A 24,650-nucleotide genomic window follows, 5' to 3' on the forward strand; every position below is an offset into this window, starting at 1 on the left:
TCCTAAATCAGGCTGGCTGGCGTGCCGCTAGCTCTCTGGCTGTCATTCGACGGCGGACGCTTCAATCTTGTCCAGGCGCGGCGCCTTGCCATTGCAACGACGCTGATCCTGACGCTGGGCCACTTCCTGCACCTCACGGCGAGTTACGAGGTCGGCCAAGCTGATACCGCTGAGAAATTCGTGAATCTGCAGGCTCAGGTCGCACCACAGGTGATGGGTCAGGCAGGTGTCGCCGGAATGGCAATCGCCCTGGCCCTGGCATTTTGTTGCATCGACCGATTCGTTCACCGCATCGATCACCTGGGCAACCTGGATGCCCTGCATATCGCGGGACAACTGGTAGCCACCGCCCGGACCGCGAACACTGGAAACCAGGTTGCTGCGGCGCAGCTTGGCGAAAAGCTGTTCGAGATAGGACAGGGAGATGCCTTGGCGCTCGGAGATATCGGCCAGGGACACGGGCCCGTGCTGCGCATGCAACGCCAGGTCAAGCATGGCGGTCACGGCGTATCGGCCTTTTGTAGTCAGTCGCATGGACAATTACCACGGAGTTCGGAATGGGCGGGAGTATGCAATTCCCGAGCATTTAAGTCAACTATAAGACCTAGTGCTTTAGTCGGGTTTACCCGCAAAAGAGCGCGCGAATGATAGCAGGGTCTGCGGCTTAATGGCACACCGGCCGGCAGCAGCCCTGCAAGCGCATCAGTGCGTAGTGGATTCGTCCTTGCCCTTCACGCAGGCGAAGTCTTCTTCGCGCAGTTCAGGCAGATCTTTCGCACAGTAATTGCTGCCCAGATCCTTCAACGCCCCGCACATCCCTTCCAGACGGCCATCCACCGCCTGCAGGTGATCGAGCAATTGGCCAATGGCACGCGCCACCGGATCCGGCATGTCACCGCTCACGCCATAGGCATCGAAACCGATTTTCTCGGCCATGGCCTTGCGCTTGGCATCGGCTTCGTCATCGGATTTGACGATGATCCGCCCCGGAATGCCTACCACGGTGGCGCCCGGCGGCACCTCTTTGGTCACCACGGCATTGGAACCGACCTTGGCGCCAGCGCCGACCGTGAACGGACCCAGCACCTTCGCGCCGGCCCCCACGACAACACCATCACCCAGCGTCGGGTGACGCTTGCCCTTGTTCCAACTGGTGCCGCCAAGGGTCACGCCCTGATAGATGGTGACGTCATCGCCGATTTCTGCGGTTTCGCCAATGACGATGCCCATGCCATGGTCGATAAAGAAGCGTCGACCCACCTTGGCGCCCGGATGAATCTCGATTCCGGTCAGCCAGCGACCGAAGTTCGACACCAGCCGCGCCAGCCATTTCAGATCGTTGCGCCAGAGCATGCCGGCCAGTCGATGAATCCAGATTGCATGCATGCCGGGGTAGCAGGTCAGGACTTCAAAAGCGTTACGCGCCGCCGGGTCTCGGTGGAATACGCTCTGGATATCTTCACGCAAACGCTCGAACATCATTAATCCTTCCGCTTAAGGAGCTCGCCACGGGCCGCTTTCTGGGTTTCCGTGAGGATGCCACGCAAAATATTCATTTCCGCCCGGCTGACCGAGCTGCGTCCGTACAACCGGCGCAGGCGCGCCATCAAGTGCCGAGGTTTTTCCGGATCGAGGAATTCGATGGCCACCAGGGTCTGCTCCAGGTGCTCATAGAATCGCTCCAGCTCATCCATGGTCGCCAGCTCGGCGCTTTTCACGGAGGCCACTTCTTCTTTCTCGATCTTGGTCGGCTGGCCTTGTGCGGCCAGCCAGGCCATGCGCACTTCATAGCTCAACACCTGCACCGCCGCCCCGAGATTCAGCGAGCTGAATTCAGGATCGGAGGGGATGTGCACGTGATAGTGACATCGTTGCAGCTCGTCGTTGGTCAGGCCGGAGTCTTCACGCCCGAATACCAGCGCGATTTCCGCGCCCTGCCCGGCCTCCTCGACCACTTTGGTCCCGCATTCGCGCGGATCCAGCAGCGGCCAGGGAATGCGCCGGTCACGAGCACTGGTGCCAAGCACCAGATTGCAGCCGACCAGAGCGTCTTCCAAGGTGGCGACGACTTGCGCATTTTCAAGGATGTCACCGGCACCCGAGGCACGAGCATCGGCTTCGTGATGCGGAAAGACTCGCGGATCGACCAGCACCAGCCGCGACAAACCCATGTTTTTCATGGCGCGCGCGGTCCCGCCGATGTTTCCCGGGTGGCTGGTATTGACCAGGACGACACGAATGTTTTGCAGCACGGCGGGCGCTCTCGGACTGGGGAAAGGGGTGCAAATCTTACAGAACAGCCTACCGTTAAGCTATGAAAGCGAACAGCGACCTTCACCTGAAGAAAAGTTCTGATAGAATGCGCGGCTTTCTTTAACAACCTTAGGTGACACATCCATGCAGCCCATGCTGAATATCGCGCTGCGCGCCGCCCGCAGCGCCAGTGAACTGATCTTCCGCTCCATCGAGCGCCTGGATACCATCAAGGTCGACGAAAAAGACGCCAAGGATTATGTATCCGAGGTCGATCGCGCCGCCGAACAGAAAATCATCGACGCCCTGCGCAAGGCTTACCCGAATCACTCGATCATGGGTGAAGAGACCGGCATGCACGCCGGCAGCGGTATCGAAGGCGAGGAATATCTGTGGATCATCGATCCGCTGGACGGCACCACCAACTTCCTGCGCGGCATTCCTCACTTCGCCGTCAGCATTGCCTGCAAATACCGTGGTCGCCTGGAACACGCCGTTGTTCTGGATCCGGTTCGCCAGGAAGAATTCACCGCCAGCCGTGGTCGCGGCGCTCAACTGAACGGTCGTCGTCTGCGTGTCAGCGGTCGTACCAGCCTGGACGGCGCTCTGCTCGGCACCGGTTTCCCGTTCCGTGACGACCAGATGGACAACCTCGACAACTACCTGGGCATGTTCCGCGCCCTGGTTGGCCAGACTGCCGGCATCCGTCGCGCCGGTTCGGCGAGCCTGGACCTGGCCTACGTTGCGGCCGGTCGTTTCGACGCGTTCTGGGAGTCGGGCCTGTCCGAGTGGGACATGGCTGCAGGCGCGCTGCTGATTCAGGAAGCCGGCGGTCTGGTGAGCGACTTCACCGGCGGTCACGACTTCCTTGAAAAAGGCCACGTCGTTGCCGGCAACACCAAATGCTTCAAGGCAGTTCTGACGGCGATCCAGCCGCACCTGCCAGCCTCGCTGAAGCGCTAAGCTTCTCGCGAAACCAGAAAAGCACCCTCCGGGGTGCTTTTTTTATGCCTGCACATTGCTTGATTCCCGGGCACAAAAAAGCACCCCGAAGGGTGCTTCTTTTTTACTACAACCGCTTATTGCCCAGGCTGCGCCTGCGACAGGATCAGCTTGCCTTCCTTGTCGACCGGAATCTGGTTGCCCGGATCACGATCCATCCGCACTTTGCCTTCCTTGCCGTCCAGCGAGTAGCGGACGTCATAGCCTACAACCTTGTCGCTGATGTCATTCACCGTATTACAGCGAGTCTGGGTGGTGGTGTAGGTATCGCGATTCTGCATGCCTTCCTGCACCTTGTTGCCGGCATAACCGCCACCGACCGCGCCAGCTACCGTGGCAATCTTCTTGCCGGTGCCGCCGCCGATCTGGTTACCCAGCAAACCACCCGCCACGGCACCGATGGCGGTACCGAGAATCTGGTGTTGATCCTTGACCGGCGCCTGCCGGGTCACAGCGACATCCTTGCATACTTCACGTGGCGTCTTGATCTGTGTCTTGACCGGTTCAACGGCCAGAACCTGCGCATACTCAGGGCCGCTTTTAACCAGGCTGTAGGTGGCGACAGCGCCCCCGGCAGTCACACCGACAGCACCCAGTACCGCACCAACCAGCAACGACTTGTTCACATGAACCTCCTGACCATCACATGCGGGACGCGCCCGCGCTTCTCCCAGCCTTGGAGCAATAAAAAAGGCGCGAGTTCAACTCGCGCCTTTTTTGACTGACAACCGGGGAAGCGATGGCCGTTATGGACGGTCGTCGACTTCCTTCTCGGTATTGGCCGGCGGAATCAGGTCTTCCGAAGACAGGTTCAGCCAGATCAGCACCACGTTGGCGATGTAGATCGACGAGTAGGTACCCGCCAGAACACCGATGAACAGGGCGATGGAGAAGCCGAACAGGTTGTCGCCACCGAAGAACAGCAGTGCCGCGATCGCCAGCAAGGTGGAGATCGAAGTCGCCATGGTGCGCAGCAGGGTCTGAGTGGTCGAGATGTTGATGTTCTCGATCAGCGAAGCCTTGCGCAGCACGCGGAAGTTCTCACGCACCCGGTCGAACACGACGATGGTGTCGTTCAGCGAGTAACCGATGATCGCCAGTACCGCCGCCAGCACCGTCAGGTCGAAGGTGATCTGGAAGAACGACAGGATACCCACAGTCACGATCACGTCGTGAATCAGCGAAACGATGGCACCGACCGCGAATTTCCACTGAAAGCGGAAAGCCAGGTAGATCAGGATGCCGCCGAGCGCCAGCAGCATGCCGAGGCCGCCCTGGTCGCGCAGCTCTTCACCGACCTGCGGGCCGACGAACTCGACGCGCTTGACCGTCGCCGGGTTTTCACCGCCGACCTTCTGCAGCGCTTCCGCCACCTGATGGCCCAGTTGCGGGTCTTCACCCGGCATGCGCACCAGCAGGTCGGTGGTCGCACCGAAGTTCTGCACGACCGCTTCGTGATAACCGGCGGTAACCAGTTGCTCACGCACCTTGGTGACGTCGGCCGGACGCTCGTAGGTCAGCTCGATGAGCGTACCGCCGGTGAAGTCCAGGCCCCAGTTCATGCCCTTGTGGAACACGCTGAACAAGGCCAGCACGGTAAGGAACAATGTGACGCCGAACGCGAAGTTGCGAACGCCCATGAAGTTGATTGTACGTAACATGGCAGCCCCTTAAATCCACAACTTCTTGAAGTCACGACCGCCGAAGATCAGGTTGACCATCGCGCGGGTCACCATGATGGCCGTGAACATCGAGGTAAAGATCCCGAGGGACATGGTCACTGCGAAACCCTTCACCGGGCCGGTGCCCATGGCGAAGAGGATGCCGCCGACCAGCAAGGTGGTCAGGTTGGCGTCGAGAATCGCGGTGAATGCCCGGCCGAAGCCTTCGTTGATTGCACGCTGCACGGTCATGCCGGCGGCGATCTCTTCACGAATCCGCGAGAAGATCAGCACGTTGGCGTCGACCGCCATACCCATGGTCAACACGATACCGGCAATACCCGGCAGGGTCAGGGTTGCACCCAGCAGCGACATCAATGCCAGCAGCAGCACCATGTTCACCGCCAGAGCGACGGTGGCGATCAGGCCGAAGAAGCGGTAGATGGCGATGATGAACAGCGAGACGAACAGCATGCCCCACAGCGATGCATCGATACCCTTGGTGATGTTGTCCGCACCCAGGCTCGGGCCGATGGTGCGTTCTTCAGCGAAGTACATCGGAGCCGCCAGACCACCGGCACGCAGCAGCAGCGCCAGCTCGGAAGACTCGCCCTGGCCGTTCAGGCCGGTGATACGGAATTGCGCACCCAGCGGCGACTGGATGGTCGCCAGGCTGATGATCTTCTTCTCTTCCTTGAAGGACTGCACCGGCACGTCTTTCTCGACGCCGTCGACCATCTGCTTGACGTAGGTGGTCACCGGACGCTGTTCGATGAAGATCACCGCCATGCTGCGACCGACGTTGCTGCGGGTCGCGCGGCTCATCAGCTCGCCACCGTGGCCATCCAGACGGATGTTCACTTCAGGTGTGCCGTGCTCGCCAAAACCGGCCTTGGCATCGGTCACCTGGTCACCGGTGATGATCAGGCTGCGCTCGATCTGCGCCGGAGGACGCTTGCCTTCGCGGAACTCGAAAGTCTCGGAAGTGGCTTTCGAGGCACCCGGCTCAGCGGCCAGACGGAATTCCAGGTTGGCAGTCTTGCCGAGGATACGCTTGGCTTCTGCAGTGTCCTGCACACCCGGCAGCTCAACCACGATGCGGTTGGCGCCCTGACGCTGGACGATCGGTTCGGCAACACCCAGCTCGTTGACGCGGTTACGTACCGTGGTCAGGTTCTGCTTGATGGAGTATTCACGGATTTCCGCCAGCTTGGCCGGGGTCATCGCCAGACGCAGCACCGGTTGACCGTTGAGGTCGGCCGGAACAATGTCGAAATCGTTGAAGTTCTTGCGGATCAGCGCACGGGCCTGTTCGCGGGAGTCAGCATCGCTGAAGCCCAGCTGAATGGCGCCATTGAGCTGCGGCAGGCTGCGATAGCGCAGTTTCTCTTTGCGCAGCAGGCTCTTGACGTCGCCTTCGTAGACTTTCAGGCGTGCGTCGAGGGCTTTGTCCATGTCCACTTCCAGCAGGAAGTGCACACCACCGGACAAGTCCAGACCCAGCTTCATCGGGTGCGCAGCCATGTTGCGCAGCCATTGCGGGGTGGTCTGTGCCAGGTTCAGCGCGACGACGTAGTCGTCACCCAATGCCTTGCGCACAACGTCTTTGGCCGGCAACTGGTCTTCAGCCTTGGTCAGACGAATCAGGCCACCCTTGCCGTTGGCTGCCAGGCTCGACGCCTTGACGTTGATCCCGGATTCACGCAGCGCGGTGCTCACGCGGTCCAGGTCGGCCTGATTGACCTGCAGGGCCGTGCTGGCGCCGCTGATCTGGATGGCCGGGTCATCGGGGTATAGATTCGGAGCGGAATAAATCAGACCGATCGCCAGCACCGCCAGGATCAGAATGTATTTCCACAGAGGATATTTGTTCAGCATCACGCCGCCCGTTATGACGCGGGGCGCCTTGCGCGCCCCGTCGATTGAGTAGAAGTTGTTGCCCTTAGATCGCTTTCAGCGTGCCTTTTGGCAGCGTGGCGGCGATGGCGCCCTTCTGGAACTTCATTTCCACGGTGTCGGAAACTTCCAGAACCACGAAGTCATCGGCCACTTTGGTGATCTTGCCGGCGATGCCGCCGGTGGTGACCACTTCGTCGCCCTTCTGCAGGCTGTTCAGCAGGTTCTTCTGCTCTTTGGCGCGCTTGGCCTGTGGACGCCAGATCATCAGGTAGAAGATGACCAGGAAGCCGACCAGGAAAATCCACTCGAAGCCGCCGCCCATAGGCGCTGCAGCCGGTGCAGCCGCGTCAGCCATGGCGTTAGAGATAAAAAAGCTCATTTAGCACTCCAGTTGCAAATGTTGAATCTTGGGGTCAGAAAACTCAGTCCAAAGGCGGAACGGGGAGCCCGCGTTTGGCGTAGAAGGCATCGACAAAGGCGGCCAATGTACCCTGTTGAATAGCCTCGCGCAAACCAGCCATCAGCACCTGATAATGGCGCAAGTTATGGATGGTATTGAGCATGCTTCCCAGCATTTCGCCGCACTTGTCCAGGTGATGCAGATAAGCGCGGGAGAAGTTCTGGCAGGTATAGCAATCGCAGGTCGGATCCAGCGGCGAATCATCATGGCGATGGAACGCGTTACGGATCTTCAGCACGCCTGTATCAATGAACAGATGCCCGTTGCGGGCATTACGGGTTGGCATCACGCAATCGAACATGTCCACACCGCGGCGCACACCCTCAACCAGATCTTCCGGTTTGCCAACGCCCATAAGGTAACGAGGTTTGTCAGCCGGCATCATGCCCGGCAGGTAATCGAGCACCTTGATCATTTCGTGCTTCGGCTCGCCTACCGACAGACCGCCGATGGCCAGGCCGTCGAAACCGATCTTGTCCAGGCCTTCCAGCGAGCGCATGCGCAGGTCCTGGTGCATGCCGCCCTGAACGATGCCGAACAGCGCCGCCGTGTTGTCGCCATGGGCATTCTTCGAACGCTGGGCCCAGCGCAGCGACAGCTCCATGGACACGCGGGCGACGTCTTCGTCAGCCGGGTACGGGGTGCATTCGTCGAAAATCATCACGATGTCCGAGCCCAGGTCACGCTGGACCTGCATCGACTCTTCCGGGCCCATGAACACTTTCGAGCCGTCGACCGGAGAGGCGAAAGTCACGCCCTCTTCCTTGATCTTGCGCATGGCGCCGAGACTGAACACCTGGAAACCGCCGGAGTCGGTCAGGATCGGGCCTTTCCACTGCATGAAATCGTGCAGGTCGCCGTGGGCCTTGATCACTTCAGTGCCCGGGCGCAACCACAGGTGGAAGGTGTTGCCCAGAATGATTTCCGCGCCAATCGCCTCGATATCACGCGGCAACATGCCCTTGACCGTGCCGTAAGTACCCACCGGCATGAAGGCCGGGGTCTCGACGGTGCCACGGGGGAAGGTCAGGCGACCACGACGGGCCTTGCCATCGGTGGCCAGGAGTTCAAAGGACATGCGACATTCGCGACTCATTCTGTTTCCTCTGGGCCTGTCTGTTCAGGGGCAGTCGGTGCGGGATTACGGGTGATGAACATCGCATCACCGTAGCTGAAAAAGCGGTAACCGTTGTCCACGGCGGCCTTATAGGCGGCCATGGTTTCCGGGTAACCGGCAAACGCCGAAACCAGCATCAACAGCGTGGATTCGGGCAAATGGAAATTGGTCACCAGGGCATCGACCACATGGAATGGCCGGCCCGGGTAGATAAAGATGTCGGTGTCGCCGCTGAACGGCTTGAGCACGCCATCGCGGGCGGCGCTCTCCAGCGAACGCACGCTGGTTGTACCGACGGCGATCACCCGACCACCACGGGCGCGGCAAGCGGCAACGGCATCGACCACGTCCTGGCCGACTTCCAGCCACTCGGTGTGCATGTGATGGTCTTCGATCTTCTCGACGCGCACTGGCTGGAAAGTACCGGCGCCAACGTGCAGGGTGACGAATGCAGTCTCGACGCCCTTGGCGGCAATCGCTTCCATAAGCGTCTGGTCGAAGTGCAGCCCGGCGGTCGGTGCAGCCACCGCGCCCAGCTTCTCGGCGTAAACGGTCTGATAACGCTCGCGATCCGAACCTTCGTCCGGGCGATCTATATAAGGAGGCAGCGGCATGTGCCCGACGCGGTCGAGCAACGGCAGCACTTCCTCAGAGAAACCCAGCTCGAACAGCGCATCGTGGCGCGCCAGCATTTCGGCTTCGCCACCACCGTCGATAAGGATCTTCGAACCCGGTTTCGGCGACTTGCTGGAACGCACATGGGCCAGCACGCGGTGCGTATCGAGCACCCGCTCGATGAGGATTTCCAGCTTGCCGCCGGAGGCTTTCTGCCCGAACAGCCGCGCCGGAATCACCCGGGTATTGTTGAACACCATCAGATCGCCCGGGCGCAAATGCTCAAGCAGATCAGTGAATTGACGGTGTGCCAAGGCGCCGCTGACCCCATCCAGGGTCAACAGGCGACTACCGCGACGCTCGGCCAAAGGGTGGCGGGCGATCAGCGAATCAGGAAGCTCGAAGGTAAAGTCAGCAACGCGCATGATGGGGTTCGTCTAGCAGGGCCGGAAAGTCTAGCGGAAATATCGAAAATTGACCATGAAACGTGATTGACCAACGGTAGGCACCTCTCTATACTTCGCCGCCATTGAGCCCTGATGGCGGAATTGGTAGACGCGGCGGATTCAAAATCCGTTTTCGAAAGGAGTGGGAGTTCGAGTCTCCCTCGGGGCACCAAAATTAAGAAAGGTCTTGCTTTGCAAGGCCTTTTTTTCGCCTGCCGGAAAGTGCCGCTGGCCGACCGGCGAGATCTCACACAGGTTCACAGCATGGAAACGTCACTGGAAACAGTCGCCCTGTTCTCCCTCAAACTCGCGTACGAGGAAGAAGGCCTGAGCCCGATTTTGCGGGATGATCTGGTCATGGGCGATTACGAGAAAGACGTTTTCGAACTGCTGGTGCGCCGGGGCGATCTCCAGGCTATTCAGTTCAAGATGAATGAATGCCTGAGCCTGGCGCTGGAGGCCTTGGGCGGAGTGGACAAACCGCTTGGACGCGAATTGCAGAAGCTGTCCGCCGATTTCAGCCAGGCACGATCGATGGAGCAGCTTGACGCGCCGCTGCTCGCTCTCAAGGGTTATCTGAAAGACGTGCTGTAAACAGCCCGTGGTTGACTACCGGGCCTTCACCACCCGAATCTCGGTCGGAAACCCATCCGCCCCTACCAGTTTCTTCCACCCGACATACTGAAAGATGCCGCGCTCATCGATGTAGTCGCCCTTCTCCACCGGTCTGCCACCCAGAACCGCCACGCGTTTTTCTTCTCCGCAACCACCATCCGACGCATTCACGGTGTAGATCACGTACGGCTTCACATACTGCGTGGCACGGAAGTGACGGCCGCACACCGCGTCGACCGTAATCATCATGGTCTTCAGTCGCGCTTCGCCGTCCATGTCTTCGTGGAGTTTCAGGAAGGAGATTTCGCCGACGTCGCTGTAGCCGAGCGAACGGGCGCGCTTGTATTCAGGAGAGTTCTGATGGGCGATGCGGCCTTGCTGGGCGGCCTGGTTCATTCTGTCGGCGAACTCGGCTTTGCCACGGGCAATCATCGCATCGGCCTCGGCCGCCACGTTTTCGCACTGAGCGAATTCGCCGGAGGCGAGGTATTGGGGAGGCAGGTTCGAGCGGTGCTCATTCATGCTCCCCTGGCTGTTCTCCAGATCGCCCATCACTTCAAAGGCGCCAGACACGCGACCGCTCTGGACGTCGGCCATTTTTTGCTGCATTCGCTGACAGTTGGCGAGGTAATACTTCCAGCTGTTTTCCGGGTGCTCTTTCCACGCGGCGAATGCCGGGGTCATGGCGCTGGCGAAAGTGATTGCACACAGCAGGCTCAGGGCGGGCGCGACTTTTGACATGAGTAGTCCATTACAGGAATCAGGAAAGTGGCGCGAAGCTACTATTTTGCTATCTTGCCGTCCACTGTTGGGCCGGGAGCCATGGGCCTGACCACTACTGACTCCAAAGGAGGGATGCGATGGATGCAGCGTTTTGTCTTTTAGCCTGGGTGGCCATGTGGGTGTGGGTGGTCAAACATCGCGGCACCTGGAACCTGTTTCTCGCCAATCTGCTGGGCTCTGCCAGCGGCATGCTGGTAGGTCTGGTCGTCTCGGAGTTCTACATCGGCCTGTTCGGTTCGACCCGGCCGCACGTATCCGGACTGATGAGTACAGTGCTGGAAATGATGACAACCGCCGCAGCACTGGTCGGTGTATGGATGCTGGTCGCGCGACGCTCGCAAGTCGAGCCCCTCATTGCGCGACAGCTTCTGGCAGGCCTTTGCGGCACAGTGGCCGGCATTACGGCGCTGGCGTTTTTTGCACTGAAGTAATCGGTATCGACACTGAGCATGAAGGTTCTCGTGGCACCAGAAATCTATTTTGATATCTTGCCGCCTACCGTCAGGACTCATTCTCTACGACGCACCGTTTTCAGGTTTTTGCAGGTTTAAGGAAAGGATCGAATGGAGTTTCTGCGTTTTCTGGCATTTGTCGCGGCCTGGGGTTTCATGTGGCGCTGGGTGGTGAAAAACCGCGGCAGCTGGCATCTGTTTTACGGCAACCTGGTCGGTGCGGCGGGCGGCTTTATTGTGGCGATGGTGGTGCTGTCGATCACGCTTTCACTGTTCCCGTCAGCCCATCACTACGAAGCCGAGCAGACTGAAAACGTTGTGACACGGGAAGCAGAGCCAACCTCGTTGCTGCCGGAAGCCGAGTCGGCTGCAAGCCCCGCTGCGCTGAAAGCCGCGCCAGTGTTTGCCGCTATCGAGCCAGACGACAAACCCTCACCGCCGGACTCAGCCTTGCTGCCGAACTACGCCAGTCGGGCGCCGAAGACGATGTCGGTGCAAACCGTGATTGACCAGAGTGACGACCAGGGACGCAAGGCTCTGACAGCCCTGAGCAAAAAACTGCGCAACGACGCGCAGGCTGACAAGTCGATGCTCGCGTATGTCATGTGCAGCCCGTTCGTGACCAGTACCTTGCGCTTCCCCGCGTCTGCACGGTTTGCCGATAGCAAAAGCCTCACCCCGCAACGCTTCAAGGATCAGGTCTACACCTTCAGCAATACCGTCACCGCGCGGAACATGAACGGCGACGACGTCACTTACCGTTTCGACTGCTCCGTGCAGGAACAGCCAAGAGTCGACGCGACGCCTGCCGAATGGCGCCTGTTGGCGCTGAAGCTGCAAAAGTCGGACTCTTAAGCCTCGCTTAAGGGTTGAAAGCACAGGCTGAGCTATCATCGCCAGCCTGTGCGACCTGAGTTTTGCCCTCCGATGTCTCGAATTTCTGCTGACCTGCCTCCGCTGCCTCCAGTACTGGCCGGCCCGCTCTTGCGACGGCTGGAACCGACACGCATCGTGCTTTGGCTGGTCGGCAGCCGCGAGCTGTCGCTGACCTTGCGCCTGCAAGGCATAGGAGACATGCCACTGGATGCCGGGAAATGCACGGTCATTCCTGTAGGCATTCATGCATTCATTCACCTGATAGACGTCACGCTCGACAGCCCCCTGCCTTTTGACACACAGGTCGATTACGACCTGTTGATCGATGGCCAACATCCCGTCGCCGACTGGGCGCCGCATCTGTTGTACGGCAGCGCCACGTGCCGAACCTTGTCGTGCGCTCACGCATCGATCAACTGCTCCACGGCTCGTGCCGCAAACCGCATCACCCTGCGGCTGACGGTTTGCTCTGTGTCGATCAATTGCTCGCGGCTGAAACCGAGCCGCAACAGCGCCCTGCCCTGCTGATGATGAGCGGCGATCAGATTTACGCCGATGACGTCGCCGGTCCGATGTTGCGGGCGATTCATGCCTTGATCGAGCGACTCGGCCTGTTCGGCGAGCAACTCGAAGGCGCCGTGGTCAGCGACAGCGCCCGTCTCTACGAGCACCCGGCCAGTTATTACCACCGTGCAGATTTGTTACCGGCGCTCGAGAGCAACGAGACTTTGCGTGAGCGATTTTTCGGTGGCGCGCGCAAGCCGATTTTCACCAGCAGCAGCGCCGACAATCATCTGGTGACGTTCGCCGAAGTCATGGCCATGTACTTATTGGTGTGGTCACCGACGCCGTGGACATTGATCGACCCGCAAATGCCGGCGCTGATACCCGAGCGTCGCCAGCGCTATGCCTTGGAACAGTCCCGGATCGATGGCTTCAAGGCAGGTCTGGGCAATGTCGCCCGGGCGTTGGCGCACTTGCCGAGCCTGATGATCTTCGACGATCACGACATCACCGATGACTGGAACCTGTCCGCACAGTGGGAAGAAACCGCCTATGGTCATCCGTTCTCCAGACGCATCATCGGCAATGCGCTGATCGCCTATCTGTTGTGTCAGGGCTGGGGCAACAACCCGGATGCATTCACCGAATTGCTGGAGAAAACCCGGCACCTGAGCGCAAGCGGTAGTGATCGTTATCTCGACTCCCCGGTACAGGACGAACTGATCGATGAGCTGCTGCGCTTTCAGCACTGGCATTTCGTGCTGCCGATCAGCCCGGCCCTGGTGGTGCTCGACACCCGCACCCGCCGCTGGCGCAGCGAGATGGCGCTCAAGCAACCTTCCGGTTTGCTGGATTGGGAAGCCCTTTGCGAACTGCAACAGGAACTGCTCGATCATCCGTCGGCGATCATTGTCTCGCCGGCACCGATCTTCGGTGTGAAGCTGATCGAAACCGTGCAGAAAGTATTTAGCTGGTGCGGTTATCCCTTGTTGGTGGACGCGGAAAACTGGATGGCCCATCGCGGCGCGGCCCAGGTGATCCTGAATATTTTCCGACACACCCGTACACCCGGCAGTTACGTGGTGCTGTCGGGGGATGTGCATTATTCCTTCGTTTACGAAGTACTTATCCGACACCGCAAGGCTGGTCCGCGCATCTGGCAGATCACCAGCAGCGGCATCAAGAACGAATTCCCGCCCACCTTGCTGGAGTGGTTCGACCGCCTCAATCGCTGGCTCTACTCACCCCGCTCGCCGCTGAACTGGCTGACCAAACGCCGACGCATGCGCATCGTGCCGTACGTTCCCGAACATGCCGAAGCGGGTGAACGGCTATGGAATTCGGCAGGGATCGGCCAGGTGTTTTTCAATGAACAAGGACAGCCCCGGGACATCATTCAGCACAACTCGAACGGCGCGCCGAAGACCCGGATGCTGGCGCCGGATCTGACGGATTATCCTGATTAAGGTCTTCCTAATTTCCTACATGAAACTGCACGGCTCTTTGGAAAAGGATCACTGGATTTACAGAAACGTCTTTTGAAATTTCGTTTGATACTGGCTGCTAATTAAATTGGAGCCAGTCGATGCAAGCCAAAAACAACGATGAGCCTGAAAAAACAGCCAAAAGGCCGAAATCCGCATTTCAGGTAATGGATGAAACAGAGTACCTACTGAGTTCCCCAGCCAACGCCCAGCGGCTCTTCAATTCAATTGCTCAGATGAGAAAAATGGTTGCCGCAAAAGCGGCAACCACTTCGGACCAAATCACGACAGTTACTTCACCTCAAGCATCCGCCCCACCCCCTCACAATCATCCCCACCTCCCGCTCATCAATCGTCAGCGGCGGCAGCAGCCGTATCGTCTTGCCGCGAGTGACGTTGATCAGCAACCCGTGATCCCGCGCGGCAATCAGGGTCAGGTCGCGGATTGGCTGTTTCAGTTCGATACCGATCATTAACCCCAGCCCACGAATCGCCAGCACATTCGGGTTGTCCGCCAGTTCCGCCCGCAGGCGGCTGAGCAAACGCTCGCCTTGTACCCGGGCATTCTCCAGCAAGCCCTGTTCTTCGATGATGTCGAGCACGGTGCAACCCACCCGACAGGCCAGCGGATTGCCGCCGAAGGTGCTGCCATGGCTGCCCGGCGTAAACAGTTCCGCTGCCCGGCCGCGAGCCAGACAGGCACCAATCGGCACGCCGTTACCCAGGCCTTTGGCGAGGGTCATGACGTCGGGGACGATCTCTTCATGCTGGAACGCAAACCACCGGCCGGTGCGACCGATGCCGGTCTGGATCTCGTCGAGCATCAACAGCCAGGCGTGGCGATTGCAGAGTTCGCGCAGCGCTTTCAGGTAACCCGGCGGCGCCATTTGCACGCCGCTTTCGCCCTGAATCGGCTCCACCAGAATTGCCACGATCCGCTCGCCATGTTGCTGCTGCACCAACTCCAGCGACTCGAGATCGCCAAATGGCACTTTGATGAAATCCCCCGGCAATTCGTTGAATCCCAAGCGCACCGCCGGGCCATCGCTGGCGGACAAAGTGCCCAGGGTGCGGCCGTGAAAAGCGTTGGCCATCACCACCACCAATGGCTGTTCGATGCCCTTGCGCCAGCCATGCAGCCGTGCCAGTTTCAGCGCGGTTTCGTTGGCCTCGGCGCCGGAGTTGTTGAAGAACGCCCGCTCCATCCCCGACAACTGCGTCAGTTTGAGCGCAAGTTGCTGCTGCCAGTCGATGCTATAGAGATTGGAGGTGTGCAACAGCAATCCCGCCTGCTCGCTGATCGCCGAAACAATCCGGGGGTGCGAGTGCCCGACATTGGTCACCGCCACACCCGCGACGGCATCGAGGTACTCGCGACCGGCCTGATCCCACAAACGAGTGCCCAGCCCTTTGGTGAAACTCAGGGCCAGCGGTTGGTACGTGTTCATCAGGGCGGCGGTCATGACTTCAAACTCCAGTGAAGGTCGGTGTGTTTGCAGTATGGTTAGCCACCAGAGCTGGATAAACTCGGCAAAACTTCAATCATTTATAAGCAGGACTTGATAATGGACCTGTTCCAGTCGATGAGCGTCTACGTCAAGGTCGTGGAAACCGGCAGCATGACGGCTGCCGCCCTGCAGTGCGAAATGTCCACGACCATGGTCGGCAATCACCTGCGGGCACTGGAGCAGCGCCTCGGCGTACAACTGCTGCAACGCACCACCCGCCGTCAACGGCTGACCGAATTCGGCACGGTCTATTACCAGCGCTGTCTGGAAGTGCTGGGGCTGGTGCAAGACTCCGAACGCCTCGCCGAGCAAACCCTGGATGAGCCTCGCGGCTTGCTGCGCATCACCGCGCCACTGACCTTCGGTGTTGAACGCCTGGCCCCGGCGCTCAGTGAATTCTCCCTGCAGTACCCGCAGGTCAGAATGGATGTCGTGCTGACCAACAGCCGTCCGGATCTGTTGGAAAGTGGTCTCGACGTCGCGTTCCGACTCGGCCATTTCGAGCAATCGAACCTGATCGCCCGCCCCCTGATCGACTACACCCTGACCGTGTGCGCGTCTCCGGATTACGTGGCCCGGCGCGGCATGCCGCTTACGCCTGAAGACCTGCAACAACACGATTGCCTGTCGTTCGCCTACCCCGCCGGCGATGACTGGCAATCGGTGGAAAAACGCTGGCGTCTGAGCGGCCCGAACGGCGAAATCATGGTCGACGTCAGCGGGCCGATGCTGATGAACACCTCAGCCGGTTTGCATCAGGCGGCGCGTACCGGCATGGGCATTGTGATGCTGCCCGATGCACTGGTGGAGCAGGATTTGCGCGACGGCAAACTTGTCACAGTAATGCCCGACTACCAGCCACCGAGCCGTCCTCTGCATCTGCTGTATGCACAGGATCGTTATCGGCTGCCGAAGCTTCGGCGCTTCGTCGAGTTTGCGATGCGGACATGGGGGAAAAGCTGACTACGCTTGGCATCAGTTCAATTGCAATCCTCTGGATATCAAGGACTCGATCACCCAATGAAAAACGCTCTGACGGTACGCGATCTTTTACCCACCGAAACGGAGTCGGCGCGGTTGTTTCTCGGGCAACACGGTTGGGGACATCGAGTCGGTTCCGCTGAATATTTTGCGCAGTTGATTCAAAACTCACAGCGGACGGCTGTTGCACGGTTGGACGAGCAGATCATCGGCTTCGCCCGGGGCATTACCGATGGTTTGTCCAATGGCTATCTGTCGATGGTGGTCGTCGATGTACAACACCAACGCCAAGGCGTGGGCCGGAAACTGGTCGAACATGTAATGGGAGATAACCCTGACATCACCTGGGTACTGCGGGCCGGGCGCGAGGGAGCAGAAGCATTTTTTGCCAGCCTGGGATTTGAAACCTCGGTAATTGCAATGGAGCGCCCGCGATTGAAATAACGGGCACTTGCTACGGTCCCGACTATTATCCACCTTCCCCTTTTTCAGCATGGATGCTGCGCGATGCTCACGATTCTGCAAAACACTCCGATTCGGGCCTACGTATTTTTTCTGCTTGTGGTTTATTTCGGGATCAAGGCTTTTTCTCCCCGCCGTGAAAGCCGTCTCTCGATGCTCATCACACCGCCGGCGTTTCTTGCGTGGTCGCTGTACTCCGTGAACTTGACGATCGACCCGGTCCTGTTCCTTGGCAGTTGGTTTGGCGCGCTGTTGCTGGGCAGCCTCTCGGCCTGGCTGGTTTTTTCCCGCAAGGGCGTGGCACTCGACGATACCGCGACCGGGTTGATCATGCCGGGCACCGTGAAAATCCTGATCATGTTCCTGATGTTCTTTTTCGCGAACTATTACTTCGGCTATCAGGATGCGGTAAATCCGCAGCTGGCCGCTTCCCCCGACATGCTGCTGCTCAAGTCCACGGTCTCGGGTTTCATGTGCGGCCTGATCAGCACCCGCTCGCTGAAGCTCTACTGGGCACTGCGAACCCTCGCCGCCCGACAGTCGCCAGTGACCGCACAATAACCATTGCCCAACCGGTGATCACGACCCGCTTTTCACCAGCACCGGTTTCTCCTGATAACGCTCGGCGAACAGCTGCTTCAACTGCGCCACTTTCGGCAGGTCGTTGATCACGATGTACGGATAGGTCGGGTGTTCGGTGAGGAAGTCCTGGTGATAGTCCTCCGCCGGATAGAAGCCGTTGTAGGTTTCCAGTCGGGTCACGATGGGTTTGCTGTAGGCATGCGCCGCATCGAGTTGAGCGATATAGGCCTGCGCAACGCGTTGCTGATCGGCATTGACCGGGAACAGCGCCGAGCGATATTGAGTGCCGCTGTCCGGCCCCTGACGGTTAAGCTCGGTCGGGTTGTGGGCCACCGAGAAGTAGATCTGCAACAGGCTGCCGTAGCTGACCTGGGTCGGGTCGAAGGTGACCTGCACCGACTCGGCATGGCCCGTATCGCCCTCGCTGACCCGCTCATACTCCGCTGTATTCGCCGCGCCGCCGGCGTATCCGGAGACGGCTTTCTGCACACCTTTGACGTGCTGAAAAACACCCTGCACGCCCCAGAAACAACCGCCAGCGAAGACTGCCGTCTCGCTGTGTGCCTGGGTGTTCTCATCAAGAGCCGGCGGCGGAATGGCCACGCCTTCCTCGGCACCGAAGGAAAATGCCGAGCACTGACCGATCACCCCGGCCGCCGCGACGCCCAACAACAGACGACGCCAGATAATTCGAGTTTTCATGTCACGCACTCCTGATCAGCCGAAGGTAAAGGCGTAGGCCGACACGCCCGGATCGAGAAACTCGATGCTGAAGGTTCGGTCCTTAACCCCATCGTTTTGCCGCACCAATTGATACAAACGCTGTTCGGTGACCCGACCACTGCCGTCGGGCGCCACGTCGACACCGTGGGCATCGCCCGGCGCCTGACCGTCGATGGTCACTTTGAAGCGCACCGGTTTGCCGTCCGTTCCCGGCCCCAGCACAAGATGCAGATCGCGGGCATGGAAGCGGTAAACGATACGGCTGGCCGGCGCACTGGCGGTGGCGCGCTCGGCACCGACTGCCCATTGCCCGCCCAGACTCCAGTCATTCAGAGCCAGGTTGGTCGGCGTCGTGTAAGCCGCCACCTTGTCAGGCACGAGGCTGGTTTCCGGTACGAAATGTTCCGCACGCTGGTAGCCGACGTAGGTTTCCGGCGACAGCACCTGATTCATGTCCGGGGCCAGCTGCACGCCTTGGGCATCGGCATTGATCAAACCGTCGGCGACGGTTTTCGCACCGGCCTCACGCAGCAGTTGCTGGATGACGCGTTCCGATTCGGCGTAGTCCCCTTCGCCAAAATGGTGGTAACGAATGCGCCCCTGGGCGTCGGCAAAGTAATGCGCCGGCCAGTATTCATTGTTGAAAGCGCGCCAGATCCTGTAGTCGTTATCGATGGCCACCGGGTAGTTGATGCCCAGTTCCTTCATGGCTTTGGTGACATTGCCTACATCACGTTCGAAGGCAAATTCCGGGGCATGCACACCGATCACCACCAGGCCCTGATCCTTGTACTTCTCGGCCCATGCTTTGACGTAAGGCAAGGTGCGCAGGCAGTTGATGCAGGAGTAGGTCCAGAAATCCACCAGCACCACTTTGCCCTTCAATGCCTGTGCATCCAGGGGCGCGGAGTTAAGCCATTGCACCGCGCCATCGAGCGGCGGCAACTGACCTTCGACCGGCAACGAGCCCGGTGCCTTGGCGGCCATTTTCATCGCGCCGCCAGCAGCCATCATGCTGCCGTTCGCCGCGTCATCCGCTGCGGGAATCTGCGCCATCATCGTGCCGTTGCCCTGGGGGATTTCCCCGAGAGCTTGCCGACCAGTGCCTGCTCCAGACCGCCGGTGGAAGCCGTCGACACCCGCGCCAGAATCCCGGTGTCGAGGCCCAGCGCGATGGCGGCCACACCGGCCAGCATCGCAGCGCCGAGCCCGCGGCGGATCCACTCGCCGGTGCCGATCGAGCGCTTCATCAGCGCGAAGACCTTACCGCCCAGCAGCAGCGCCGCAGCCAGCGACGTAGCCGCGCCCGCCGCATAAGCGAGCAACAACAGCGTGGTGGCGATGCTTGCCCCTTGCAACGCGGCACCGGTCAGAATCAAGCCGAGGATTGGCCCGGCGCACGGTGCCCAGAGCAGCCCGGTGGCGACACCGATCAGAAACGACGCGCCGGGACGCGGACGATTGTCCTGGCCGGCGGCCTCCGACAGACGACTGCCGGCGGACACAAGTGGCCGGGTCAGACGCTCGGCCAGACGCGGCAGCAGCAGCGTCAGCCCGAACAGTGCAACGAACAGCAACGCGAGCCAGCGACCGTACTGATTGACTTGCACCACCCAACCGCCGCCCACCGCCGCCAGTGTCGCGACAAGGGCGAAGGTCAGTGCCATCCCGGCCAACAGCGGCAAGCCACTCTTGATAAACGGCTGCCCGGTGCGAGCGAAGACAAAAGGCAGAACCGGCAGGATGCACGGGCTGACGATCGTCAGCACACCGCCGAGATAAGCGAGAACCAAGAGCCACATGGTGTCGTCCTGTAGTGAGTGAAGATTGCAGGCGGGCCACGACTCAAACCGCCACGGGTTTGAAGGTCATGGCCAGGCCGTTCATGCAGTAACGCAGACCGGTGGGTTTGGGTCCGTCGTCGAACACATGGCCGAGGTGACCGCCGCAACGCCGGCAGTGAACTTCCTCCCGGGTCATGCCGAAGGAGCGGTCCTGGCGGGTGGCCACGGCGTGTTCCAGCGGCGCCCAGAAACTCGGCCAGCCGGTGCGGCTGTCGAACTTGGTGTCCGACGAAAACAGCGCCAGATCGCAGCCGGCACAGGCAAACGTGCCGGCCCGATGCTCGTTGTTCAGGGGACTGCTGTAGGCCCGTTCGGTGCCTTCCTTGCGCAGCACGTCGAATTGCTCGTCGGTGAGCAGCGCATGCCATTCGCTATCGCTGTGGGTCACTTCGAACGCCTCGTCGGCGAATGCCTCACCGACCAGCGCCGAGCCCGTGGATAATTTTGGCAATACACCCGCCAGTAACGCTGCAAGCCCCAGCCCGCCGCCCGTTGCCAGAATCTGTCGCCGTGAAAACATGGCCGTCTCCCAAAATTCCAGATGCCTGTCGTGGAACACAGCCTAGGCTTGGGTTGATCGCCAAATCCTCACGGGAAGTTAAACAATTCGTGATAACTCGCCCGGAGGAAAACCCGCACAATGCGCACATCGCGCCGAAGGATTGAGCTTCATGGAACAGACCAAACGCGTCCTGGTGGTCGAGGACGACCTGCACATCGCCGACCTCATCTGCCTGCATCTGCGGGATGAACAATTCGAAGTGGTCCACAGTGCCGACGGCGACGAAGGCATGCGCCTGCTGCAACAAGGCCACTGGGATGCATTGATCCTCGACCTCATGTTGCCGGGCGTAGATGGCCTGGAAATCTGCCGCCGCGCCCGGGCCATGGCCCGCTATACACCGATCATCATCACCAGCGCCCGCTCCAGCGAACTGCACCGCATTCTCGGCCTTGAACTGGGCGCCGATGATTACCTCGCCAAACCGTTTTCGATGCTTGAACTCGTCGCCCGGGTCAAAGCCCTGCTGCGCCGGGTAGACGCCATGGCCCGCAACCTGAAGATGGACGCCGGCAGCCTGAGCCTCGACGGCCTGACCATCGACCCGATCACCCGTGACGTCGCCCTCAACGGCCAGCGCCTGGACCTCACCCCGCGGGAATTCGACTTGCTGTACTTCTTCGCCCGCCAGCCGGGCAAGGTGTTCTCGCGCATGGACCTGCTCAACGCGGTCTGGGGCTACAGCCACGAAGGCTATGAACACACGGTCAACACCCACATCAATCGCCTGCGGGCGAAGATCGAGGCGGATCCGGCTCAACCGGTGCGCATCCTCACGGTGTGGGGCCGAGGCTACAAATTCGGCACGAGTACAGAACAACCATGAAACTGACCCTGACGCAGCGTCTGTCCCTGGTATTCGCCGTGTTGCTGCTGGCGTGCTGCGGCACGTCGGCGTGGTTGCAGGTGCGCTCCAGCCAGATGCATGAGCTGGAGGTGGTGCAGGGTCTGTCCCGGGATCTGGCGCAACACATCGCCCATGACACGGTGCTGATGGACAGCAACGGCCTGATGCCCGGTGCGGTGCGTGAATTGTTCAGCCAGTTGATGCTGGTCAACCCGAGTGTCGAGGTGTACCTGCTCGACACCGAAGGCCGGATCGTCGGCAACGCCGCACCGGAAGGACGCCTGCGTCGGCAGACTGTCGACCTGCAACCGATCCGACGACTGCTCAATGATCAACCGCTGCCGATCCTCGGCGACGACCCGCGCAGCATCGACGGCCGCAAGGTCTTCAGCGCCGCGCCGTTGCAGGTCAACGGCAAGGCGGCCGGTTACCTTTACGTGGTTCTGCTCAGCGAAGCGCACGACCGTTTCGCCGAACGCGGCGCCACCAGTGCGGCGTTGAATACGGCGTTGCTGTCCATCGGTCTGGTGGCGTTCCTGTGCCTGATTGCCGGTCTGACGGCATTCAATCTGATCACCCGGCCATTGCGTCGGCTGACCGAAACCGTGAGCCAGTTCGACATCGACGGCGCACCGCAATCGCTGCCAATCGCGCCGACGCCTGTGGACAAGTCCGCTGACCCGGACGAAATCGCCGTGCTCGACGCAGCGTTCCGGCAAATGCAAAACCGCCTCGGCGAACAGTGGCGCTCATTGACCCGCCAGGATCAGGAACGCCGGGAACTGGTGGCGAACATTTCCCACGACCTGCGCACACCGCTGGCTTCGCTGCACGGTTACCTGGAAACGCTGTCACTCAAGGACGCCACCCTGTCTCCGGAAGAACGCCGCCGCTATCTGGGGATCGCCCTGGATCAGAGCCGCAAGGTCGGCGGACTCGCGCAATCGCTGCTGGAACTGGTGCGCCTTGAACATGGCTTCGTGCAGCCTGTGCTGGAGCAGTTTTCCCTGACCGACCTGGTGCAGGACATCTTCCAGAAATTCGAACTCGGCGCCGATGCCCGGAACGTCGAGCTCAAGGCCAGTTTCAGCGCCAACCTGCCGACCGTCTGCGCTGACCTCGGGCTGATCGAACGGGTGCTGACCAACCTGTTCGATAACGCCTTGCGCCATACGCCGCCGGGGGGCGAAATCGAACTCGGCCTGAAACCCCAGGGTGCACTGGTTGAAATCACCGTCAGTGACACCGGCCCGGGCATCGCCGCCGAGTTGCGCGAAGGTTTGTTCCTGCGTCCGTTCAATATCGGCGGCGCGCGACGCGATGGCGGACTGGGCCTTCGGATCGTGCACCGGATCCTGCAACTGCACGGGCGCGAGATCCAGTTGCTCGATGTCGCAGGACGGGGCGCGACCTTTCGCTTCTCGCTGCCGGTGGATCAACAGAACGCCGAACAGTGGATCGTCCGTTCGATGAACCTGAATACGCCGGGCAAATAATCAACTCCATCGGGCCGTTGCTCCGTGACAACACTGCCCCGCTCCCCTAAATTAGTCGGCCTGAAAAAGCCCCCCATGCTTTCTCGTCTTATCCCAAGTTAAAAAAGTAGTGAAATTTCAATGTCCGATTTCAACACCGCTGAATCCGTAGTCACCCTGTCGTCCAAAGCGGAATACGAAAACTCCATCAATCTTTCACAACACATTCCACAAGCGAAGATCATCAGCGAAATGGTGCTCGACGCGTTCCAGTCGACCCGCGAGAGCGAGCAGATCCGTGAGCTGCGTGCCGCGATCCGTCAGGCCCATGATCGCTTCGATGACGATCAGGCCTACGAGCTGATGGGCCAGCTCAAGCGCCTGAAAGATGCCGAGGCGGCCGATATCGCAGCCCTCGAAGATCTGAGCAGCAAGTTCCCGATCAGCCGCATCCTGTCCAGCTTCAAGGACGATCCGGCGTTCCAGGAAATCGTCTACGGCCTGGCCCTCAAGGTGCTGAACCAGACCCATCAGGCAATCAGCAACCCGAGCGGCGGCAAGAGCAAGGCCGCACGCGCCAAGAAAGACGTCGAAGTGTTCAGCATCAGCAAGGACGGCATCAGCGTGACCCTGCCAATGCGCACGCCGCGTTCGCGCCTGAGCGTGGATCGTGAGGCGCTGGAATTCCTCGGTTTCACCTTCGTCGGTGAAGGCGAAGAAGCAGAAATCGAAGGCGAGACCTTCGTCGACAACGCCGGCACCGAACACGCGATCAACCGCAAGAACATCATCACCGCCCTGCAACAGCAGACCGCATTCGACGGTTACAGCATCGCTGCCCAGTAAGCGCAGCGCTGACGAAAAAGCCCCGCTCTGAATCTCAGGCGGGGCTTTTTGTTGCGCGGCTTTCAGCGATCAGGCCGACGGATGAACCGCAGCGATCATGTCGACTTCGATGGCCGCGTTTTTCGGCAACTGATAGACGCCGACGGTGGTGCGGGTATGGCGACCGGCATCCCCCAGCACATAACTGAAAACGTCGGATGCGCCGTTGGCCACTTCGCTCAGGTCGACAAAGTCCGGTGTCGACTTCACATAGACCGTGACCCGCAACAGCGCCCTGACCTTGTCCAGCGAACCGACCGCATCGACGATGAACGCCAGGCAACGCATGGCGCTGATGCTCGCGGCGGCTTGCGCATCCTTGAGCGTCAGCTCCAGCCCGACCCGGCCGGGATACTGAATCTTGCCCTCGGTGCGCGGCACCATGCCACTGATGTACAGCTCATCGTGATGACGCACCAGCGGCGCGTAATTGCCGCCCACCGTGTTCTCGCCATTGATGTCGTAATTCAGCTCTTTTGCCAGGGCAATGAAGCGTTCGTCGCAGGTCATCCTCTCAGTCATTTCGCCCAGCCTCTTGATCGATGCGTGAAGTTGGATCCGAATCTAGGGCTTTTGCCTGGTGACCGCAACCTGTCGATTTCTGGTTAATCATT

24 protein-coding genes, 1 tRNA gene and 2 pseudogenes are annotated in these 24,650 nt (G+C 60.1%); 12 read left to right on the forward strand and 15 right to left on the reverse strand.

Translation table 11 applies throughout. From position 1 onward, the window contains the following. Nucleotides 1-42 precede the first annotated feature (42 nt). The 3 genes from iscR to trmJ form a co-directional block, all read right to left on the reverse strand. Complete coding sequence (gene iscR, locus R1A29_RS23405; RefSeq protein ID WP_007956690.1) at nt 43-534, reverse strand: Fe-S cluster assembly transcriptional regulator IscR; 492 nt, start codon at nt 532-534, stop codon at nt 43-45. Nucleotides 535-702: 168 nt separating this feature from the next. After that, the gene (gene cysE, locus R1A29_RS23410; protein WP_085709395.1) at nt 703-1,479 is read right to left on the reverse strand and encodes a serine O-acetyltransferase; all 777 of its coding nucleotides are present in this window, start codon (nt 1,477-1,479) and stop codon (nt 703-705) included. A 2-nt stretch (nt 1,480-1,481) separates the two neighbouring features. Then, on the reverse strand, nt 1,482-2,252 hold the full coding sequence (gene trmJ, locus R1A29_RS23415; RefSeq protein WP_007956692.1) for a tRNA (cytosine(32)/uridine(32)-2'-O)-methyltransferase TrmJ: 771 nt from the start codon (nt 2,250-2,252) through the stop codon (nt 1,482-1,484). A gap of 145 nt (nt 2,253-2,397) precedes the next feature. Between trmJ and suhB the strand changes: the two genes are divergently transcribed. Continuing rightward, nucleotides 2,398-3,216, forward strand: coding sequence for a type III secretion system regulator SuhB (gene suhB, locus R1A29_RS23420; protein WP_085709393.1), 819 nt, complete (start codon nt 2,398-2,400; stop codon nt 3,214-3,216). A gap of 116 nt (nt 3,217-3,332) precedes the next feature. On the opposite strand, the gene R1A29_RS23425 is transcribed toward suhB, so the two are convergent. The 6 genes from R1A29_RS23425 to queA form a co-directional block, all read right to left on the reverse strand. Then, nucleotides 3,333-3,881 carry a glycine zipper 2TM domain-containing protein gene (locus tag R1A29_RS23425; protein ID WP_085709392.1) on the reverse strand — a complete coding sequence of 183 codons (549 nt, stop codon included), beginning with the start codon at nt 3,879-3,881 and terminating at the stop codon, nt 3,333-3,335. Nucleotides 3,882-4,001: 120 nt separating this feature from the next. Continuing rightward, entirely contained in the window at nt 4,002-4,916 is a 915-nt protein-coding gene (gene secF / locus R1A29_RS23430) for a protein translocase subunit SecF (RefSeq protein ID WP_085709391.1), read from the reverse strand. Between the two features lie 9 nt (nt 4,917-4,925). Next, nucleotides 4,926-6,794: a protein translocase subunit SecD gene (secD, locus tag R1A29_RS23435; protein ID WP_432217655.1), complete on the reverse strand. Its 1,869-nt coding sequence runs from the start codon at nt 6,792-6,794 to the stop codon at nt 4,926-4,928. Nucleotides 6,795-6,858: 64 nt separating this feature from the next. After that, nucleotides 6,859-7,194, reverse strand: a complete 336-nt coding sequence (gene yajC, locus R1A29_RS23440) for a preprotein translocase subunit YajC (RefSeq protein ID WP_065257675.1) — start codon at nt 7,192-7,194, stop codon at nt 6,859-6,861. Nucleotides 7,195-7,237: 43 nt separating this feature from the next. Next, nucleotides 7,238-8,353, reverse strand: coding sequence for a tRNA guanosine(34) transglycosylase Tgt (gene tgt / locus R1A29_RS23445; RefSeq protein ID WP_162803510.1), 1,116 nt, complete (start codon nt 8,351-8,353; stop codon nt 7,238-7,240). A gap of 14 nt (nt 8,354-8,367) precedes the next feature. Next, nucleotides 8,368-9,432 carry a tRNA preQ1(34) S-adenosylmethionine ribosyltransferase-isomerase QueA gene (gene queA, locus R1A29_RS23450; protein WP_085709388.1) on the reverse strand — a complete coding sequence of 355 codons (1,065 nt, stop codon included), beginning with the start codon at nt 9,430-9,432 and terminating at the stop codon, nt 8,368-8,370. 108 nt (nt 9,433-9,540) lie between these two features. On the opposite strand from queA, the gene R1A29_RS23455 reads away from it, so the two are divergent. After that, nucleotides 9,541-9,625, forward strand: a tRNA-Leu gene (locus R1A29_RS23455). A 92-nt stretch (nt 9,626-9,717) separates the two neighbouring features. After that, nucleotides 9,718-10,047: a hypothetical protein gene (locus R1A29_RS23460; protein ID WP_438299731.1), complete on the forward strand. Its 330-nt coding sequence runs from the start codon at nt 9,718-9,720 to the stop codon at nt 10,045-10,047. Between the two features lie 15 nt (nt 10,048-10,062). Here the strand turns inward: R1A29_RS23460 and R1A29_RS23465 are convergent, their stop codons facing one another. Continuing rightward, nucleotides 10,063-10,809 carry a hypothetical protein gene (locus R1A29_RS23465; protein ID WP_438299732.1) on the reverse strand — a complete coding sequence of 249 codons (747 nt, stop codon included), beginning with the start codon at nt 10,807-10,809 and terminating at the stop codon, nt 10,063-10,065. A 119-nt stretch (nt 10,810-10,928) separates the two neighbouring features. Between R1A29_RS23465 and R1A29_RS23470 the strand changes: the two genes are divergently transcribed. The 3 genes and pseudogenes from R1A29_RS23470 to R1A29_RS23480 all read left to right on the forward strand — a co-directional run bounded on the left by R1A29_RS23470 (nt 10,929) and on the right by R1A29_RS23480 (nt 14,149). Beyond that, nucleotides 10,929-11,282: a hypothetical protein gene (locus R1A29_RS23470; RefSeq protein WP_438299733.1), complete on the forward strand. Its 354-nt coding sequence runs from the start codon at nt 10,929-10,931 to the stop codon at nt 11,280-11,282. A 132-nt stretch (nt 11,283-11,414) separates the two neighbouring features. Next, complete coding sequence (locus tag R1A29_RS23475) at nt 11,415-12,158, forward strand: hypothetical protein (protein WP_438299734.1); 744 nt, start codon at nt 11,415-11,417, stop codon at nt 12,156-12,158. Nucleotides 12,159-12,230: 72 nt separating this feature from the next. After that, a pseudogene (locus tag R1A29_RS23480) lies at nt 12,231-14,149 on the forward strand (alkaline phosphatase D family protein). 314 nt (nt 14,150-14,463) lie between these two features. Here R1A29_RS23480 and R1A29_RS23485 read toward each other — a convergent pair. After that, nucleotides 14,464-15,630, reverse strand: a complete 1,167-nt coding sequence (locus R1A29_RS23485) for an aspartate aminotransferase family protein (RefSeq protein WP_438299735.1) — start codon at nt 15,628-15,630, stop codon at nt 14,464-14,466. 102 nt (nt 15,631-15,732) lie between these two features. Here R1A29_RS23485 and R1A29_RS23490 point away from each other — a divergent pair, with 102 nt between their 5' ends. From R1A29_RS23490 to R1A29_RS23500, 3 genes are all read left to right on the forward strand, one after another. Further along, on the forward strand, nt 15,733-16,638 hold the full coding sequence (locus R1A29_RS23490; RefSeq protein WP_438299736.1) for a LysR family transcriptional regulator: 906 nt from the start codon (nt 15,733-15,735) through the stop codon (nt 16,636-16,638). A 57-nt stretch (nt 16,639-16,695) separates the two neighbouring features. Beyond that, complete coding sequence (locus tag R1A29_RS23495) at nt 16,696-17,100, forward strand: GNAT family N-acetyltransferase (RefSeq protein ID WP_438299737.1); 405 nt, start codon at nt 16,696-16,698, stop codon at nt 17,098-17,100. A gap of 63 nt (nt 17,101-17,163) precedes the next feature. Continuing rightward, the gene (locus R1A29_RS23500) at nt 17,164-17,679 is read left to right on the forward strand and encodes a DUF6622 family protein (protein ID WP_114885385.1); all 516 of its coding nucleotides are present in this window, start codon (nt 17,164-17,166) and stop codon (nt 17,677-17,679) included. Between the two features lie 18 nt (nt 17,680-17,697). On the opposite strand, the gene msrA is transcribed toward R1A29_RS23500, so the two are convergent. The 3 genes and pseudogenes from msrA to msrB all read right to left on the reverse strand — a co-directional run bounded on the left by msrA (nt 17,698) and on the right by msrB (nt 20,787). Continuing rightward, on the reverse strand, nt 17,698-18,402 hold the full coding sequence (msrA, locus tag R1A29_RS23505; RefSeq protein WP_114885387.1) for a peptide-methionine (S)-S-oxide reductase MsrA: 705 nt from the start codon (nt 18,400-18,402) through the stop codon (nt 17,698-17,700). Nucleotides 18,403-18,417: 15 nt separating this feature from the next. Then, nucleotides 18,418-20,225 (reverse strand): annotated as a pseudogene (locus R1A29_RS23510) (cytochrome c biogenesis protein DipZ). Nucleotides 20,226-20,268: 43 nt separating this feature from the next. Beyond that, entirely contained in the window at nt 20,269-20,787 is a 519-nt protein-coding gene (gene msrB / locus R1A29_RS23515) for a peptide-methionine (R)-S-oxide reductase MsrB (protein ID WP_265813300.1), read from the reverse strand. A gap of 151 nt (nt 20,788-20,938) precedes the next feature. Here msrB and R1A29_RS23520 point away from each other — a divergent pair, with 151 nt between their 5' ends. The 3 genes from R1A29_RS23520 to R1A29_RS23530 all read left to right on the forward strand — a co-directional run bounded on the left by R1A29_RS23520 (nt 20,939) and on the right by R1A29_RS23530 (nt 23,997). Next, nucleotides 20,939-21,655 carry a response regulator transcription factor gene (locus R1A29_RS23520; protein WP_114885393.1) on the forward strand — a complete coding sequence of 239 codons (717 nt, stop codon included), beginning with the start codon at nt 20,939-20,941 and terminating at the stop codon, nt 21,653-21,655. Continuing rightward, nucleotides 21,652-23,172, forward strand: coding sequence for a sensor histidine kinase (locus tag R1A29_RS23525; RefSeq protein ID WP_438299738.1), 1,521 nt, complete (start codon nt 21,652-21,654; stop codon nt 23,170-23,172). Before R1A29_RS23520 ends, R1A29_RS23525 begins: the two co-directional genes overlap by 4 nt. 120 nt (nt 23,173-23,292) lie before the next feature. Then, entirely contained in the window at nt 23,293-23,997 is a 705-nt protein-coding gene (locus R1A29_RS23530) for a hypothetical protein (RefSeq protein WP_085709373.1), read from the forward strand. A 69-nt stretch (nt 23,998-24,066) separates the two neighbouring features. Here the strand turns inward: R1A29_RS23530 and R1A29_RS23535 are convergent, their stop codons facing one another. Then, nucleotides 24,067-24,558, reverse strand: coding sequence for a RidA family protein (locus tag R1A29_RS23535; RefSeq protein ID WP_085709372.1), 492 nt, complete (start codon nt 24,556-24,558; stop codon nt 24,067-24,069). Between the last annotated feature and the right edge of the window lie 92 nt (nt 24,559-24,650).

Source organism: Pseudomonas sp. NMS19W, assembly GCF_051554255.1.
Lineage (GTDB): Bacteria > Pseudomonadota > Gammaproteobacteria > Pseudomonadales > Pseudomonadaceae > Aquipseudomonas > Aquipseudomonas kribbensis.

Excerpts from the sequence above, each read along its gene's own strand:
- iscR (WP_007956690.1), bottom strand. The coding sequence starts at position 534 with ATGCGACTGACTACAAAAGGCCGATACGCCGTGACCGCCATGCTTGAC.
- cysE (WP_085709395.1), bottom strand. The coding sequence starts at position 1,479 with ATGTTCGAGCGTTTGCGTGAAGATATCCAGAGCGTATTCCACCGAGAC.
- suhB (WP_085709393.1), top strand. The coding sequence starts at position 2,398 with ATGCAGCCCATGCTGAATATCGCGCTGCGCGCCGCCCGCAGCGCCAGT.
- secF (WP_085709391.1), bottom strand. The coding sequence starts at position 4,916 with ATGTTACGTACAATCAACTTCATGGGCGTTCGCAACTTCGCGTTCGGC.
- secD (WP_432217655.1), bottom strand. The coding sequence starts at position 6,794 with ATGCTGAACAAATATCCTCTGTGGAAATACATTCTGATCCTGGCGGTG.
- yajC (WP_065257675.1), bottom strand. The coding sequence starts at position 7,194 with ATGAGCTTTTTTATCTCTAACGCCATGGCTGACGCGGCTGCACCGGCT.
- tgt (WP_162803510.1), bottom strand. The coding sequence starts at position 8,353 with ATGTCCTTTGAACTCCTGGCCACCGATGGCAAGGCCCGTCGTGGTCGC.
- queA (WP_085709388.1), bottom strand. The coding sequence starts at position 9,432 with ATGCGCGTTGCTGACTTTACCTTCGAGCTTCCTGATTCGCTGATCGCC.
- R1A29_RS23460 (WP_438299731.1), top strand. The coding sequence starts at position 9,718 with ATGGAAACGTCACTGGAAACAGTCGCCCTGTTCTCCCTCAAACTCGCG.
- R1A29_RS23465 (WP_438299732.1), bottom strand. The coding sequence starts at position 10,809 with ATGTCAAAAGTCGCGCCCGCCCTGAGCCTGCTGTGTGCAATCACTTTC.
- R1A29_RS23470 (WP_438299733.1), top strand. The coding sequence starts at position 10,929 with ATGGATGCAGCGTTTTGTCTTTTAGCCTGGGTGGCCATGTGGGTGTGG.
- R1A29_RS23475 (WP_438299734.1), top strand. The coding sequence starts at position 11,415 with ATGGAGTTTCTGCGTTTTCTGGCATTTGTCGCGGCCTGGGGTTTCATG.
- R1A29_RS23485 (WP_438299735.1), bottom strand. The coding sequence starts at position 15,630 with ATGACCGCCGCCCTGATGAACACGTACCAACCGCTGGCCCTGAGTTTC.
- R1A29_RS23490 (WP_438299736.1), top strand. The coding sequence starts at position 15,733 with ATGGACCTGTTCCAGTCGATGAGCGTCTACGTCAAGGTCGTGGAAACC.
- R1A29_RS23495 (WP_438299737.1), top strand. The coding sequence starts at position 16,696 with ATGAAAAACGCTCTGACGGTACGCGATCTTTTACCCACCGAAACGGAG.
- R1A29_RS23500 (WP_114885385.1), top strand. The coding sequence starts at position 17,164 with ATGCTCACGATTCTGCAAAACACTCCGATTCGGGCCTACGTATTTTTT.
- msrA (WP_114885387.1), bottom strand. The coding sequence starts at position 18,402 with ATGAAAACTCGAATTATCTGGCGTCGTCTGTTGTTGGGCGTCGCGGCG.
- msrB (WP_265813300.1), bottom strand. The coding sequence starts at position 20,787 with ATGTTTTCACGGCGACAGATTCTGGCAACGGGCGGCGGGCTGGGGCTT.
- R1A29_RS23520 (WP_114885393.1), top strand. The coding sequence starts at position 20,939 with ATGGAACAGACCAAACGCGTCCTGGTGGTCGAGGACGACCTGCACATC.
- R1A29_RS23525 (WP_438299738.1), top strand. The coding sequence starts at position 21,652 with ATGAAACTGACCCTGACGCAGCGTCTGTCCCTGGTATTCGCCGTGTTG.
- R1A29_RS23530 (WP_085709373.1), top strand. The coding sequence starts at position 23,293 with ATGTCCGATTTCAACACCGCTGAATCCGTAGTCACCCTGTCGTCCAAA.
- R1A29_RS23535 (WP_085709372.1), bottom strand. The coding sequence starts at position 24,558 with ATGACTGAGAGGATGACCTGCGACGAACGCTTCATTGCCCTGGCAAAA.